Source organism: Sphingomonas sp. TF3, from assembly GCF_003985085.1.
GTDB lineage: Bacteria > Pseudomonadota > Alphaproteobacteria > Sphingomonadales > Sphingomonadaceae > Sphingomonas.
The window spans coordinates 1-15,930 of record NZ_RWKS01000002.1 but is presented as its reverse complement, the minus strand read 5'-3'; the positions used below and the strand labels follow the sequence as shown (position 1 = coordinate 15,930).

The window sequence follows — 15,930 nt, the reverse complement described above, 5'->3', positions numbered from 1 at the left end:
CTGCGCAGTTCAAAAAAGGGAAGACAATGCGCAAAACTCTTATGTATAGTGCTGCTATGGCGGGGCTCAGCTTGCCGACGCTCGCAGCAGCCCAATCGACCGGGTCGATCGATGCCGAAACCGACATCGTCGTCAGTGGCAAACGCGCGACGGGCATTAACGGCATCGAAATTCCCGACACGCCCAAGGCAAAGGCGGTGCTGACGCAGGACTTCATCGCCCACCGCGTTCCGGGCCAGTCGATCCTCGACACGATCAACCAGATCCCCGGCGTCAATTTCACCAATAGCGATCCCTATGGTGCGTCGGGCGGGCAGCTCCGCATTCGCGGCTTCGACGGCGCGCGCGTGTCGCTGACCTTCGACGGCATTCCGCTCAACGATTCCGGCAATTACGCGATCTATTCAAACCAGCAGCTCGACCCCGAATTGATCGAGCAGGTCAACGTCAATTTCGGCACCACCGATGTCGATTCGCCGACCGCGAGCGCATCGGGCGGCACGGTCAACTATCGCTCGCTCACCCCAACCGACAAGATGGGCGCAACCGCGATCTATTCGCACGGCACCTATGACATGAACCGCGTGTTCGGCCTGTTCAACACCGGCGTGTTCACCTCGTTCGGCACCAAAGCGTGGTTTTCCGCCAGCAAGGAGACGTACGACCAGTATCGCGGCTATGGCAGCCTCGACAAAAAGCAGTTCAACGGGAAACTGTATCAACCGCTGGGCAGCAATGGCGACTTCATCTCGATCGCCGGCCATTATAACGAGAATCGCAACAGTTCTTACAGCAACCCGTCGCTGTCCAACATCCGTTCGGTGCTGGGCACCTCGGTCGTGCCGTCGACGATCAGCCCCTCCAACCCCTACACGCTGTCGCTCAGCAAGAGCCAGTATGACGCGCTGTATAACAACACCTCCTCCGCCTTCCTCTACGATGCGAATTGCTCACTCCCCTCGGCAAGCGGCGTCAACGGCACCAGCCAAAGCGACAAATCGGCCTGCTCGAACGTTGCGGCGACCGCGATCAACCCGTCCAACACCGGCAATGTGCGGCTCAACTCGCGCATCACGCTGACCCGCAAGCTGACGCTGACCTTCGACGGTGCCTATAGCTTCACGCGCGCCAATGGCGGCGGGTCGACGGTGCTGGCGGAAAGCAACGCCAATGCCACCAACGCTGCCGGGACCGCGGCGGCTTCGGGCGTCTATAGCTATCAGTTCCAGCGCCTCGGCGCGGGCACGGCGAGCGGGGTCGACATTAACGGCGATGGCGACACGCTGGATTATGTGCGGGTCTATTCGCCCTCGAACACGCGGACGCAGCGCTTCACCGCGATTGCCAATTTGCGCTACGAGTTCGACGCCGACAATGCGGTGCGCTTCGCCTATACGTGGGACCGCGCACGCCATCGCCAGACCGGCGAAATGAGCCTGCTCGATGCGACCGGCCAGCCCTATAATGTGTTCAGCGCGATCGACGGCGTGAGCGATTATGCCGTGGTCGATGCGGCCGGCAACGTGCTGCAGAAGCGCAACCGGCTGTCTTATGCGATCCTGCATCAGCTTTCGGGCGAATATCGCGGGTCGTTTCTGAACGAGAAGCTGAAGGTCGCGCTGGGCGTGCGTGCGCCGTTCTTCCGCCGCAACCTGACCAATTATTGCTACACCATCCCCGGCAGCACCAGCGATGCCTATTGCACGTCGCAGACCGCGGCGCAGGTGGCCGCCAATGCAACCACGGCGACCTATGGCCTGCCGTACAACAACCGGGTGAAGACCTATAACGCCATATTGCCCAATATCGGCCTGACCTATGCCGTTGCGCCGCACTTGAGTGCCTTTGCCAGCTATTCCAAAGGCTTCTCGGCACCGCGCACCGACAACCTATATGCCTTCGATGACGTCAAGATCAAACCGACCGGTGCGGTGAAGCCCGAAAAGACCGACACGGTCGACCTTGGCCTGCGCTACACCACCGCCTTGATCCAGGCGCAGGTGGCGGGCTGGTACACCTATTACGACAATCGCATCATCTCGACCACGACCGAGCTCGAGGGTGGCGGCACGCTGACCACCGATCGCAACGTCGGCGCGGTGAAGAGCAAGGGCGTGGATGCCAGCATCGGCATCGCCCCCGTGCAGCATCTGTCGATCTACGGCTTCGGCTCGTTCATCGATGCGCGGTTGCAAAGCGATGTCATCAACCCGAGCACCGGTCTCGTTACCGCCAACACCGCCGGCAAGTTCGTCGTCGAGACGCCGAAATGGCAATATGGCGGGCGCGTGCAAGTCGATTTCGACCCGATCGCAATCGGGCTGCAGGTCAAGCATGTCGGCCGCCGCTATGCGACCGACGTCAACGACGTGATCGCCCCCGGATACACCACGGTCGATCTCGACGCGCGGATCGGGCTGAAACAGCTTGGGCTGCCGCAGACCTATTTCCAGCTCAACGTCGCCAACCTGTTCAACGAACGCTATTTCAGCAATCTGACGACCGGCACCGACTCCACCAGCACGACGCGCTACACCTTCGGGTCGCCGCGCACCTTCGTGGCCTCGATCCACTTCGGCTTCTGATGCGGCGGCGGGGCGGATCGCACCGTGCGGCCCGCCCCGCATCTGCCTGGCTTCAGGCCACCCGCGCCTCCACACGCGGCAGAAACAAATACCCCCGGTTGCGCACCGTACGGATGATCTCGTCGCCGCCATTGACCGACAGCTTGCGCCGCAAGCGGCTGACATGGACGTCGATCGTGCGGTCGTTGCAATGGGGATTATCCCGTCCGGTCAGATCCGCGAGATTTTCGCGCGAGTGGACGACTTGCGGATCGCGCAGAAAGATGGCGAGCATGCGATATTCGGTTTCGGTCACGGCCACGATTGCTCCGCCCGGTGCCGTGAGTTTGCGGCGGCGTGAATCGAAGGTCCAGCCGGCGAACGCAAAACAATCGGTCGGCGCGGGTGCCGTATGACCGACGCTGATCGTACCGCCACGCGCCGCCGTCGCCGCGCGACGACGCAAGACCGAGCGAATACGCGCCATGATCTCGCGCGGGCTGGAGGGTTTCAGGACATAATCGTCGGCCCCCATCTCCAGCGCGACGATCCGGTCGATCTCGCTCGAAATGGCGGACAGCATGATGATGCCGGGCCCATCGGCATCGTGCATCAGCGAGCGCAGGATCGAGAGCCCGTCCTCGCCCGGCATCATGATGTCGAGCACGATCAGGTCGCATTCGCGCCGCTCCAACCGGTCGCGCAGGGCAGCACCATTGGCGACGGCCTCGGCCCCGAAGCCGTTTTCGACGAGAAATTCGGTGAGCAGCTCGCGCACGCCGGGATCATCATCGACGATGACGATTCGGGCTCCGCTTGGGCTGGAGATTGCAGTATTGGCGCTAACTGTCATGGTCGAGAAACTCCGAAAGGAAACACGCTGCGGCGACGAACTGCGCCCCGCGCATGGGCTGCGTTTTTTTCCGCCCTGTTTCCGGCCATGTCCCCGATGTTACAAAGCGACGCCGCTGCGCACGCGGCGGCCCGGACATGCCCTGACGGACATATCCCGGACACATCGCAGTCGCACCGCCGCGCGATGACCCCGGCCACCCCGCCCCCGTCCGACTCGCCCACCCTGCTGATCGTCGATGACGACCATGCCATTCGCTGCTTGCTGACCGAGAGTCTCGGCCGACACGGCTATCGCGTGGAAACCGCAGCCAGCGCGCAGGAGATGGACATGGCGCTTGCCCGCCACCCGATCGCCCTCATCCTGCTCGATATCATGATGCCGGGTGAGGACGGTATTTCCGTGTGCCGCCGCATCGCCTTACGCGGCGGCCCCCCGATCGTGTTTCTCAGCGCGCTTGGCGATGAACCGGACCGCATCCTGGGCCTGGAAATCGGGGCCAGCCATTACCTGACCAAACCGTGCAGCGCGCGCGAAGTGCTGGCGACCGTTCGCGCCGCGTTGCGCGCCCGCGACGGTGCCGCCGAAGAACCGCGCCACTATCGCTTCCTCGATTGGCGCGTCGATTTCGCGGCGCGCGAGTTGATCGACGGCAGCGGCATGCTGGTGGATTTGACCGACGGCGAATTTTCGGTGCTGCGCGCCTTTGTCCGTCGTCCGCGCCGGGTGCTGACGCGCGACGCGCTGCTGGAGGATGCGCGCGGCCCCGACAGCGACGCCTATGATCGTGCGATCGACGTCCAGGTCAGTCGCCTGCGCCGAAAATTGCGGGCGCGCGACGACGAGATCATCCGCACCATCCGCAACGAGGGCTACTATTTCGTCCCCAGCGTGACCCGGACATGACCGCCGACCGAACCGTCGACCTGCGACGCTCCTGGCCGCTGTTCCTGCGCATCTTCAGCTTGATGCTGGGGACGGTAATCCTCGTCCAGTTGCTCAATTTCGGTGCCTTCCTGCTGATGCCGCCGCCAGCCCCCGTCATCTACACGACGAGCCGCATCGCGATGGTCGCGCAGTCCGGTCGCGATCCGACCAAGCGCCTGGCGATCGAGGAGACCGGCACCCCACGCGGACCGAACCACGACGCCCGCGATCTGGCGCTAGGCCACCTGATCGCGACCGATCTGCACCTTCCCGAAACGGCGGTCGTCGTGCAATCCGATCAGCACAAAGGGCCGACCATCATCGGTGCGTTTCACCCGCCCCCGCCGATGGGCATGGCAGACGAGCGTCGACGCCACCGCGCGATGGATGACGCATTGTTCGGCGATTTCAGGGTTTATGTTCAGCAGCCCGATGGCCGTTGGCATGTGATCACGCCGATCGACCACATGCTGAGCCCGTGGCGGATGCGCTTCGTCCTGTGGTTCGTCCTGGCGGCGGTCGGCATTGCCCCGCTGGCCTGGGCGATGTCGCGCCGGATCGCCAAGCCGATCGCGCTGTTCGCGGCGGCCGCCGACCGGCTCGGTCGCGATCCCCGCGCCGCGCCGCTCACCTTGTCGGGCCCATCCGAAATCGCCGAAGCGGCGGCGAGCTTCAACCAGATGCAGGAACGCCTCAACCGCTATGTCGAGGATCGCACGACGTTGATCGCTGCGGTGGCGCACGATCTGCGTACCCCGCTGATGCGGCTGTCGCTACGCCTGGAAAAAGCGCCCGACGCGATCCGCCTCGCCGGGGAAGAGGATATTCGCGAAATGAGCGAGCGGATCGGCGCGGCGATGGCGTTCGTGCGCGAAATGACCCGCCACGCCCGCCGCCAGCGGCTCGACTTGCGCTCGCTGGCCGAGAGCGTCGCGACCGATGCGGCCGATCGCGGCGGCGACGTTACGCTGCTGCCGGGGCCGGCGATCAGCATGGAGGGCGACGCCCCGTCGCTAAAGGCGCTGCTCACCAATCTCGTGACCAATGCCGTGCATTATGGCGGCAGCGCGCAGATCGCGCTGCGCCGCGAGCGCGATGTCGCGATCGTCGAAGTCAGTGACAACGGCCCGGGCATGGCGCCGTCGGACCTGGTCCGCGCGTTCGAGCCGTTCTTTCGCGCGGAGCGATCGCGCAATCGCGACACCGGCGGCACCGGCCTTGGCCTCGCCAGCGTGCGCGCGGTGGCCCGCGCGCATGGCGGCGAGGCCACGGTCGAGAACCGTCCGACCGGGGGGCTGCTCGCGCGGGTGACGCTGCCGGTCTGAGCGCCTGCCCCGCGCGACGCTGCGGTTCAGCGCAGCAAACGCCACCAATGCTGCGCGACGAACAACATTGCGCGCAGCATCATTGGAACGTCGCCCCGTCGGCCAGCACCTTGGACGGGCTGAACCCCTGCTGTTCCAGGAACTGGTTGAGCCCGGTGACGAGTTCCAGCGCCGCCGTCGTGGTCAAGGCGACGCGCCCGACGACGACGCGCTCCAGCGCGGGCTGCGGACGACTATGATCGCAACGCGCGCTTTCCAGCGTCAGCACGATCACGCCGTTGAGGTTGGCCAGCCCCGAATAGCCGGTCGCGAAAATCTCGGGCGCAAACGGGTTGTCGATATAGGGGGGCTGTTCGGGGAGCTGCGGCGGGGGGACGAGCGGACTCTTGATGGCAACAAACATGGCAAGCCTTTCACTACGGGCGCGCCGGATGGGGACAGCGCGCAACGGTCTGGTGCGCTCCCCAAATGTCCATCAAATGTCCCGCACTTGGCGGCCCTGACACACGCCGACCCGCCAAGCGCGCCGATCACCCCCGCGCGACCATATGTTTTGCGGCCGACGCATCGGCGCGCGTGTCGGCAAAATCCGAACATCCACCGGACACATCCCCTGCCTAGCCCCACCGCTGGTTGGAGATGCACTGATGTTGTTTGTGTTGGGCGTTGGCCCGATCGTTATCGCTTCCGCCGGCGTCGCTGTTACGCCTCCCCCCCTCCAAACGCCGCCACCGCCACACCCTGCCGCGATAGCGCGCACGATCGCGTCGCTTCAGGTCGAGGGCGCACAGCGGTTCGAGGCGCAAACCGTGCTGTCCTACACCAAGCTGCGGGTCGGCCAGGCCTTCAGCAACGAAACGCTCGATCAGGCAATCAAGGACCTCTACGCCAGCGACCTGTTCGCCGACGTGTCGATCAGCGGTGCCGAGACCGGCGCGATCGTGCTGCGGGTGCGCGAAAACCCGATCATCAACCGCGTGCTGTTCGAGGGCAACAAACGGTTGAAGGAGGACAAGATCGCCAAGGAGGTGAAGCTCGCCCCACGGCAGATTTTCACCCGCACCGCCGTGCGCCAGGATGTTGCGCGGATCGTCGAGCTCTATCGCCGCCAGGGCCGCTTCGCCGCCGTGATCGAACCCAAGATGGTGTCGCTCGACCAGAACCGCGTCGATCTCGTCTTCGAAATCAGCGAGGGGCCAAAATCGCAGGTCCGCCAGATCAATATCCTCGGCAATACCGTGTTCCCCGACAGCAAGCTGCGCGAACAGATGGCAACCAAGGCGGTCCGCCTCAAAACCATGCTCAGTTCCAACACTAGCTACGATCAGGACCGGCTTGCCTATGACCAGCAAAAACTTCGGCAGTTTTACCTGACCGAGGGCTATGCCGACTTCAAGGTGATCTCCGCCGTGGCCGAGCTGACCCCGGACAAGAAGGACTTCATCATCACCTATGTCGTGGAGGAGGGCAAACGCTACAAATTCGGGGATGTGACGGTCGACAGCGACATTCGCGACTTCGATAACAAGCGGGTCGCCGCCAACCTCGGCATCACCAAGGGCGAGTGGTATAACGCAAAGCGCGTCGAAACCGCGGTGGACTCGCTTAGCGCCGCAGCCGGTGCGCTCGGCTACGCGTTTGCCGACGTCAATCCCGATTTCCAGCGCGACAAGGACACGCTGACGATGGGGATCAATTTCCACATCGCCGAGGCCAAGCGCACCTTCGTCGAACGCGTCGATATCAACGGCAACACCCAGACGCAGGACAAGATCATCCGGCGCGAAATCCGGCTGGCCGAAGGCGACGCGTTCAGCAATTTCCAGGTCAAGCGCTCGCAGGATCGCATCAATTCGCTCGGTTATTTCCAGGACAAGTTCGAGATCAAACAGACCGAGGGCTCCGCGCCCGATCGCGTCGTGCTGACCGCCGACCTGCAGGAGAAATCGACCGGCGAGCTGTCGCTGTCGGCGGGCTATTCGAGCCTTGAGAAGTTCATCATCCAGGCGTCGATCACGCAACGCAATTTTCGCGGCAAGGGCCAGGAGTTGCGCGCGAGCGTGAGTTACTCGACCTATTCCAAATCGGTCGAACTGGGCTTTACCGAACCGTATCTGTTCAACACCAACATCGCGCTCGGCGGCGACATCTTCCGGCGCGACTATCGGTCGTACAACACGATCGGCGACAGCACGACGACCACGTACAAGCAGGTATCGACCGGGTTTCAGATCCGCGCAGGGCTCCCGCTCAACGAATATTGGACCGCGTCGGCCCGCTATGGCCTTAGCTACGAGGAAGTGTCGCTCGACCAGGCGACCTATTACACCAACGGCGTCTGCGACGTCGCGCTGGCGGGTTCCTATCTCTGCGACGCGATCGGCAATCGCTGGACATCCTCGATCGGCTATTCGTTCATTTTCGACAGCCTCAACAACCGCCTCCACCCGACCAAGGGCTCGCGCCTGTCGATCAGCCAGGACTTTGCCGGGGTGGGCGGCGACACGCGCTATCTGCGGTCGACCATCGTCGCGGCGAAATATTGGGGGCTGGGCTCGGGCTTCGTGCTCAACGCGCAGGCCGAAGGCGGCCATATCATGGGCATCGGGCAGGATGTGCGGCTGACCGACCGCTTCTTCCTGGGCGACCCGCAATTGCGCGGCTTCGACATTCGCGGGGTCGGGCCGCGTGTCATCCGCCAATATTATGACACGTCGACCGTCCCCGCGACGCTGACCGCAGCCAGCAACAACACCTCCGAAGCGCTTGGCGGCGACACCTATTATCGCGGTCGTCTGGAGCTTGAACTGCCGCTTGGCGCTGGGATGCGCGAAATGGGCCTGCGTCCGTCCATCTATGCCGATATCGGCGCGGTGTTCGGTGGCGTAAAGACCCCGACGCTGGCCGACAGTTGCGCCGCCGCGATCATCGCCGGTGTCGCCTGCACCACCTCGACCCGGCAATATACCAATAGCAGCGGCGCGTTGCTGTACCTCGATTCGAGCGGCAACACGACCACCACCAATACCGGTACGCCTTATACCTATGCGTTGAGCGCCTATCGCGAGAGCTATGCCGGCAACAGCCCCAAGCCGCGCGTCTCGATCGGCATTGGCGTCAACTGGAATTCCCCGTTCGGCCCGCTCCGCATCGACCTCGCCAAGGCGCTCCTCAAGCAAAGCGGCGACGATACCAAGCTGCTCACCTTCAACGTCGGCGGCCAATTCTAAAGCCGCAATACCAAACCGGAGCGCCCGTCACAGACGCTCCGGTCCGTTGCCTCAGAACTTCAGCGACACGCCGGTGAAGAACGCCCGGCCATACGGGTCATAGGTCGACGGATAGGTGTTCGCCTGCTGCTGATTGCTGCCCAGGATCGGCGGCTGGCGATCGAACAGGTTGTTAACGCCCAGCGTCCAGGTGAACTTCTTCATCACGTCGAACGACAGCGTCGTATCGACATAATGATAGGCCTTGATGTGATCGACCGAATAGCTTCCCGAGTCATCATCCACTGGCGACAGATAGCGATAGAGCACCGAGAACGTCACCGGCCCCGAGGTGAGCGTCGTGCGCGCCGATAGACGCCATTTCGCGTAAGGGTCGCCGCAATTGACGCCGAACTTGCCCGCGCAGCTGACGTTGAGATCGGGCAACGACGCCACCGGATTGATGTCGAACGCCAGCAGACGCGTGCCGCTCAAGCGGAACGACAGGCTGCTATTCTCCGCGCCGATCTTGAGCGGCACCGAATAGCGCGCCTCAAAATCGATCCCGCGCGTCTTCGCCCCGCCGGTATTGGCCAGCAGGTTGACCGCACCCGTGATCGCATAGCTGTTGGCATCACGCGGCAGCAGCGAACAATAGGAACTGTTATACGCGACATAGCCGTTCCCGGCATTGCCGTAGCAAGCCGTGATGATGTTCGCCGTGCCCGGGGTGGAGATATAGTTCGCGATGTTGATGCGATAATAATCGACGGTCAGCGAGAAGCGCTTGAGGAAGCGCGGCTGCAGCACCGCGCCGACCGTATAAGTATTGGCCGTTTCCTCGCGCAGATTGCTGTTGCCGCCGGTGACCGAGTCGATCTGCGATCCGTTGTTGAAATCCGTTCCGAGCGCGCTGGCCCCAACGCCCGTCGCCAGGCAGCTCGCCTTGAGGTTGGCGTTCTCGATCGCGGCCTTTAGCGTGCACGGGTCGGTTGCGGTCGGGAAATCCTGGGAGGTGCCGCTATACAGATTGGCCACCGTCGGTGCCCGCACCGCGCGCGAAAACTGCCCGCGCAGGCTGATGTCGCGGATCGGCGACCAGACGAGCCCGCCCGAGAAGGTGCTCACCGATTTGGCTGCGGTGGAATAATAGGAATAGCGATACGCGCCATTGGCAACCAGGCTGTGGATGGACGGCTTGTCCGCCAGCAGCGGCACTTCGATTTCACCGTATAGCTCTTTGACGTTGTATCCGCCCGACAAGCCCTGGCTGCCGTTAAACCCGACCACGTCCCCCGACGACAGCGCTGCATCGGGATTGTAGCTGCCATATTCGTCGCGATATTCGGTACCGATCGCAATCCCCGCCGGGCCTGCGCCAAGGTCGAACAGATTGTCGTTGGTAATCGCCGCGCTCGCCACCTTCTCGGTGATTTCGCTGACGTTGCGCGTGTCGATCGAAATGAAGGCTGCGGCCGCGCTGCTGATATTGCCCGCGCCATAAATGTTGAGCGGGACGCAGCCGTTGCTGGTATCCGAACAGACCAAATTGCCCGACGAATCATAGGTGGTCTTCAGCGCCTGCAACACACGCTTGCGCGATATGTTGCCGGTCTGCGTTTCGACCTGACGGGTGTGCGAATAGCTAAAATAGGCGTCATATTTCCAGTTGCCGGTAATCTCGCCTTTGGCACCGAACACGCCGCGATAGGCGGTGTTGTCGTCGCTCGAAATGCGATCGCCCACCTCGGTCATGCGGCGATAGATCGTCGCCGTCGTATAACCATCGCCATCGGTGTCCGCCGCCTTCAGCAACGCTTGCGACGAGGACGACAGGAACGACGAATCATTGTCGATCTGCACCGATCCGGTGAAGGGCGTCGGCGCGAGCTGGTTCTTCACCTTATTGTGGATATATTGGCCCTCGGCGTACAAGGTCAGATGGTCGCTAACGTCGTAATGCGCCTGGCCGCTGGTGAGAAAACGCTCCTGCGGCACCTGCAGATAGTTGTACGGCGCATAATTGTACGCGTCGGTCTTGGAGCTATAGGTCGAATAGCTGCCGTCGGTATTGAACTTGCGGCTGACGCCGCCAATGGCAAAGCGTGTGCCGGGAATCGAACCCGACCCCCCTGCGGAAAGGCCGCCCGCCCCATCATCGACCATGGCCTGATTCGAATAGCCGCGATCGCTCTGCAAAATCGGGTTACGCTTTGTGTAATCGACGTACAGCGTCACGTTGCCGCGACCGCCATCGAAATTGTGTCCGAGCAGCAGATTGACGTCGGCCGTCCCACCATCGCCCTGGCCCGTAATCCGATAATTGGCATTGGCCTGGACGCCCGAGAAATTTTGCTTGAGGAGGAAATTAACCACACCCGAGACCGCGTCCGACCCATAGACCGCTGAACGTCCCCCGGTAACAAGATCGACCCGCTCGATCAGCCCGGTCGGGATGGTGTTTAGATCGACGATCTGGCTGGCGTCGTAGGAAATATAGCGTCGCCCATTGACGAGCACCAAGGTGCGCGTCGCGCCCAGTCCACGCAGGTCGGCCGTGGTCACGCCGCCACCGGGATTGTTCGAGGCAGCCGTGGTGCTCGGAACAAGCTGCGGCAGATCCTTCAAGATGTTCTCAACGTTGATCTGGCCGCTCAGCGCGATCTCCTGGCTGGAAATGACCGAGATGGGCGATGCCTGCTGGAGTTCCGGGCGAGCAATGCGCGACCCGGTGACGACAATATCGACCGGGGCGTCGGCAGCGATCGCCTGATCCGTATTCGCCGCCGTCTCGGAACTTGTGCTTTGAGCTTGGGCGAACGCGGGCGTGACCACCGCCAAAGTGGTAGAAAGAAGTTTTGCAATGAGGGTGATGCGCATGGGCAAATCCAGAAAGATCGGGTTGAACTCCGAATGAAAAATTCGGATTTCACGAACGTCATCTGAATCTCATTGTCACATCAACAAGAAATGGCCGCATCGGACAATCAATGGCTCCCCGGTTACGTCAAAGTCACAATTTATTACATAATGTTTATCATTCTTTATTATTGTTTCTATTCATTGCAACGACACGTAATTATTAAAATATTGAAGAATCGCGACCCCCCGCAAAGGGCATATGCGGTAACGCACATTGGCATTTCACAAGCGCTTTGTCGGAGGCTTCGTATTAAAGAGCCCGCATGCACATTTTGCTCGCCGAAGACGACACCGAGACCGCGCGCTTTATCGCCGAGGGACTGACTGCGCTCGGTCACAAAGTGACGCAGGTCGCAACCGGGCCCCTGGCATTGCAGGCGGCGAGCGATGCCACCTTCGACGCAGTGATCCTGGACCGGATGTTACCAGGCCTGGACGGGCTGGAAGTGCTTCGCGACTTGCGCGCCATCCCGAACCGGGTCCCGGTATTGGTGCTGACCGCGCTGGGTGGCATTGCCGACCGCGTCGACGGGCTCGATGCCGGAGCCGACGATTATCTGGTCAAGCCCTTCGCCTTTGTCGAACTCGCCGCCAGGCTCAATGCGCTCGCACGACGCGTGCCCGGCCCCGAGCAGGCGACGCGGATCGAGGTTGGCGAAATCGCGCTCGATCTGCTGCGGCGCGAGGTAACGCGGTGCGGCAAGCCGGTACATCTCCAGCCGCGCGAATTTGCCCTGCTCGAACAGTTGATGCGCCATGCGGGGCGCGTGGTCACGCGAACGATGTTTCTGGAGCGCGTGTGGGGTTTTCATTTCGATCCACAAACCAACATCGTGGAAAGCCACCTCAGCCGCCTGCGCACGAAACTGCGCGAGGGCTTCGGCGGTGACGATCCGATCGAGACGATCCGCGGCTCCGGCTATCGGATGCGCGCCGATGCGTAGAGCCAAGGCAAGCGCGGCGTATCGTATTGCCTTTACCTATTCGACGGCGTTCACCCTTGCCATCCTGCTGCTCGGCATCGCGATTTACATTGCCGCAGACGCGCAATTTCGCCGCCAGCAGGACGCCGCGTTGGTCGACGAAGCGACCGCTCTCGCGCATGAATTCAATGAAGGCGACTTACCCGAAATCCGTCGCGCCATCGCCAGACGCGAAGGCGGCAACACCATCAACGTTTATGGCTATGCGATGTTCGATCGGAACGGCCACCGCGTCGGTGGCGGCTTGAACGCCCGAAAGCCGCCAGCCGGACTGCAGGACATCGTGTTTGTCGATCCGGTCGAGGGGGCCGATCGCGCGCGTGCCTATGCTACCGATCTGACCGGCGGCTTCCGCCTGGTCGTGGCGCGCGACAGCGAGAGCATGGACGGAATCGATCGCACTATCGTGCTGATCTTCGGCGGTGCGTTCGTTCTGGTCATCGGCCTTAGCGTCATCGGTGCCTTGTTGCTCGGCGGCTATCTCCAGCGGCGGCTCGATGGCATTAGCGGCGTCGCGCGCGCCATCATGGCGGGGGACATGGCACAGCGCGTGCCGATCTCCCAGCGTCGCGACGAATTCGATGCCGTTGGATCAGCGCTCAACACCATGCTCGACCGGATCGGGCAGTTGATGGACAATCTGCGCCAGGTATCCAGCGACGTGGCACATGACCTGCGCACGCCATTGCTGCGCCTGCGCAACCAGCTCGAACAGGTCGGCCGGGTTGAGGGGGCGGCGGAACGCGCGATCGAACAGGGCGATGCCGTGCTGGCGCTGTTCGCCGCCCTGCTGCGCATAGCCGAGGTCGAGGGCGGTGCGCTGGCGCGCGGCTTCGTCGTGACCGACCTGACGCTGCTGGTGACCGAAATCGCCGAAAGTTATGCGCCGGCCTTTGCCGATGGCGGGCGCACCCTCTGCTGGTCAATCGCACCCGGCATCAAAGTGTTGGGCGACCGCGAATTGATAGCGCAAGCCCTGATCAACCTGCTCGACAACGCGTTGTTGCACACACCGGCCCGCACGCAGGTGACCGTCTCGCTCGGCGGCGACGCGCACGCCGCGACGGTATCGGTCGCCGATACCGGGCCGGGGGTGCCGCCCGGCGACCATGCCCGTATCCTCAACCGTTTCGCGCGTGGGGAGGCCAGCCGCACTACGCCCGGCAACGGGCTCGGGCTCAGCCTGGTCGCGGCGGTGACGGCCGCGCATGGCGGCACCGTCGCGGTCACCGACAATGCACCGGGCTTGCGCGTAACCCTACGATTGCCACGCGTGAGCGCGGCTTAGCCTTTGGCGACGCCGGCGGTCACCAGTTCCTGGCGTGCAGCATCAAACGCCGCGCGGAATTCCGGCTTCGCCAGCAAGCGTTCGGCGATGAGCACGCCCAGCATTTGCCCCGCGCTCACATCGCTGCGGAAATGCTGTTCGCACACGATCCGGCTCTGGCCATAGCGTGCGGCACGCGCCAGCAGCGCGTCGGCCTTTTCGGGCACCAGTCGCGCCAGCGTTTCACCCATCGAAAACGCCATTGAGGTATGCCCGCTCGGATAGCTCGACAGCGGATCGTCATTGCGCTTGCAACTCTTCAGCGCGGGATCGACGATATAGGGGCGCGGGCGCTTGAAATGATCCTTTCCGCGATCGACCGCCGCCTTCTCGCTCGCGCGTACCTGCGCCAGCAGCGCGGCAGTCGCGGGCAGCCGGTCGAGATCGAATTTGGGGCCAAGCACGCCCGCGAAGATCGTCGCGTTCTTGGTATCGCCGTCGAGTCGGGCATCGGCTTCATCGACAGCCGTGCGCGCCGCGCCCGCCGCGCGCAATTCGGCGAGTTCGGCCAGTGCCTGCAGGCTGTTGGCCGCTGGCGGCGGCGGGAGGACGAGCGCGGGGTCGAGATCCCGCGCCTCGAGCAAGGGCACCACTTTGGGCGCGGGTGCCGCAGCGACGCAGAGCGCAATTGCGGCGAGAAGGGCCCGCTTCATCAGAAGGTGTAGGTGATCTGGCCGGTGATCGCGCGGCCTGGCTGGTAATAATATTGGTCGAAGTTGAGCGGGCTGACGACACCAATGCCAGCGGTGTTCTTGCCCGTCCCAATCTGCGTCACCTTTTGCGAATTGAGCAGGTCGGTGACGTCAACGCCAACACGGATGCGCCCGAAATCGTAGCTCGTGGCCAGATTGACCGTGTTGTACGGCGAAATGCGATAGGTATTGGCAAGGTCCGCATATTGCGGCCCAGTCCATTTATCGGTCAGCGAGAATTTGATCGGCCCGTTCTTGTAGAGCACACCGCCTGCTGCGGTGGACATCGGGGCCTTGCCGATGATCGTGCGCGGGACGACCTTGCCCGTCACCGGATCGGTATAGACGGTGGTTTTGGCATAGTTGCGCGAGGCGTTGGCGAACACGGCGAGGCCGTTGCCAAAGGCATAGGTCACCTGCCCCTCGACGCCCTTGTACAACGCGCCGCCGATGTTGGTGAAGATCGTGCCGAGCCCTTGACCCGACGTATCGGTATAGCTGTAGAATTTGTTGGTGAAGTTGATGACATAGACATCGGCGTCGAGCGACAGATGGCCGCCGTGGTACACCGCGCCCGCCTGATAGTTGGTCGACTTCTGCGGCACCGCATTCGAGAACGTTGTGTTGGCAACGTAGAGCTGACTCAGCGGCGGAGCGAGGAAGCCCTTGGCATATTGGCCATAAATCGAAAAATTGCTGGTCGGCTGATAATTGATCGTCACGAACGGCAAATCGGCGGTGTAGTCATTGGAATTGCGCTGCGCATAGCGCGTCGTTTGATTGTACAGCGCGTCGATCTTGCGGCCGAAATCAACATGCTTGAAGCCAGGCGTGATTTTCAGCCCCTCGATCGGGCGCAACTCAAGCTCGACGAATTCCTCGGTATGATTGCCGCGCGATTTCTGGTCGAACTTCACGTAGAGCGGTGTCGCCGCCCCCGGGTTGAGACCCGTAGCCGGTGCGATGACCGCTTTTTCGACATAGTTGAAGCCGCCGGTATTGAGATCGACGTCGGTCTGCTGGCGATAGGTGTGGCTGAATTCGAGCCATGCGCCGGCCGTGATCGTGGCGAACGATGCGAGATCGATCCGCACCTTGGCGATATCGCCAAAGACCCGATATTTGTTG

General features: G+C 62.6%; 11 protein-coding genes. 6 read left to right on the top strand and 5 right to left on the bottom strand.

Annotated features, from left to right (window positions below; translation table 11 throughout):
- The first annotated feature begins 26 nt into the window (after positions 1 to 26).
- Complete coding sequence (locus EJC47_RS01700) at positions 27 to 2,585, top strand: TonB-dependent receptor (protein WP_260591444.1); 2,559 nt, start codon at positions 27 to 29, stop codon at positions 2,583 to 2,585.
- A gap of 52 nt (positions 2,586 to 2,637) precedes the next feature.
- Here EJC47_RS01700 and EJC47_RS01695 read toward each other — a convergent pair whose 3' ends face one another.
- Positions 2,638 to 3,417 (bottom strand): response regulator, encoded by a 780-nt coding sequence (locus EJC47_RS01695; protein ID WP_126845239.1) that lies wholly within the window; start codon positions 3,415 to 3,417, stop codon positions 2,638 to 2,640.
- Positions 3,418 to 3,603: 186 nt separating this feature from the next.
- Here EJC47_RS01695 and EJC47_RS01690 point away from each other — a divergent pair, with 186 nt between their 5' ends.
- Together EJC47_RS01690 and EJC47_RS01685 are read left to right on the top strand one after the other, a co-directional pair.
- Positions 3,604 to 4,323 (top strand): response regulator, encoded by a 720-nt coding sequence (locus tag EJC47_RS01690; protein WP_185867527.1) that lies wholly within the window; start codon positions 3,604 to 3,606, stop codon positions 4,321 to 4,323.
- Positions 4,320 to 5,669, top strand: coding sequence for an ATP-binding protein (locus EJC47_RS01685; RefSeq protein ID WP_126845238.1), 1,350 nt, complete (start codon positions 4,320 to 4,322; stop codon positions 5,667 to 5,669). Before EJC47_RS01690 ends, EJC47_RS01685 begins: the two co-directional genes overlap by 4 nt.
- Before the next feature lie 79 nt (positions 5,670 to 5,748).
- On the opposite strand, the gene EJC47_RS01680 is transcribed toward EJC47_RS01685, so the two are convergent.
- Positions 5,749 to 6,072 carry a hypothetical protein gene (locus tag EJC47_RS01680; protein WP_010407883.1) on the bottom strand — a complete coding sequence of 108 codons (324 nt, stop codon included), beginning with the start codon at positions 6,070 to 6,072 and terminating at the stop codon, positions 5,749 to 5,751.
- 244 nt (positions 6,073 to 6,316) lie between these two features.
- On the opposite strand from EJC47_RS01680, the gene bamA reads away from it, so the two are divergent.
- Positions 6,317 to 8,899, top strand: a complete 2,583-nt coding sequence (gene bamA, locus EJC47_RS01675; RefSeq protein WP_185867526.1) for an outer membrane protein assembly factor BamA — start codon at positions 6,317 to 6,319, stop codon at positions 8,897 to 8,899.
- Between the two features lie 51 nt (positions 8,900 to 8,950).
- On the opposite strand, the gene EJC47_RS01670 is transcribed toward bamA, so the two are convergent.
- The gene (locus EJC47_RS01670) at positions 8,951 to 11,758 is read right to left on the bottom strand and encodes a TonB-dependent receptor (RefSeq protein ID WP_185867525.1); all 2,808 of its coding nucleotides are present in this window, start codon (positions 11,756 to 11,758) and stop codon (positions 8,951 to 8,953) included.
- Between the two features lie 305 nt (positions 11,759 to 12,063).
- Between EJC47_RS01670 and EJC47_RS01665 the strand changes: the two genes are divergently transcribed.
- Together EJC47_RS01665 and EJC47_RS01660 are read left to right on the top strand one after the other, a co-directional pair.
- On the top strand, positions 12,064 to 12,744 hold the full coding sequence (locus tag EJC47_RS01665; protein ID WP_033966782.1) for a response regulator transcription factor: 681 nt from the start codon (positions 12,064 to 12,066) through the stop codon (positions 12,742 to 12,744).
- The gene (locus tag EJC47_RS01660) at positions 12,737 to 14,071 is read left to right on the top strand and encodes a sensor histidine kinase (protein ID WP_033966783.1); all 1,335 of its coding nucleotides are present in this window, start codon (positions 12,737 to 12,739) and stop codon (positions 14,069 to 14,071) included. The genes EJC47_RS01665 and EJC47_RS01660 overlap by 8 nt, the downstream gene beginning before the upstream one ends.
- Here the strand turns inward: EJC47_RS01660 and EJC47_RS20935 are convergent.
- Entirely contained in the window at positions 14,068 to 14,763 is a 696-nt protein-coding gene (locus EJC47_RS20935; protein ID WP_185867524.1) for a phosphatase PAP2 family protein, read from the bottom strand. The two genes, EJC47_RS01660 and EJC47_RS20935, sit on opposite strands and share 4 nt — an antisense overlap.
- Positions 14,763 to 15,930: TonB-dependent receptor domain-containing protein (locus EJC47_RS01650; protein WP_126845237.1), on the bottom strand; the 1,168-nt coding region annotated here is incomplete at its 5' end. The genes EJC47_RS20935 and EJC47_RS01650, both read right to left, overlap by 1 nt.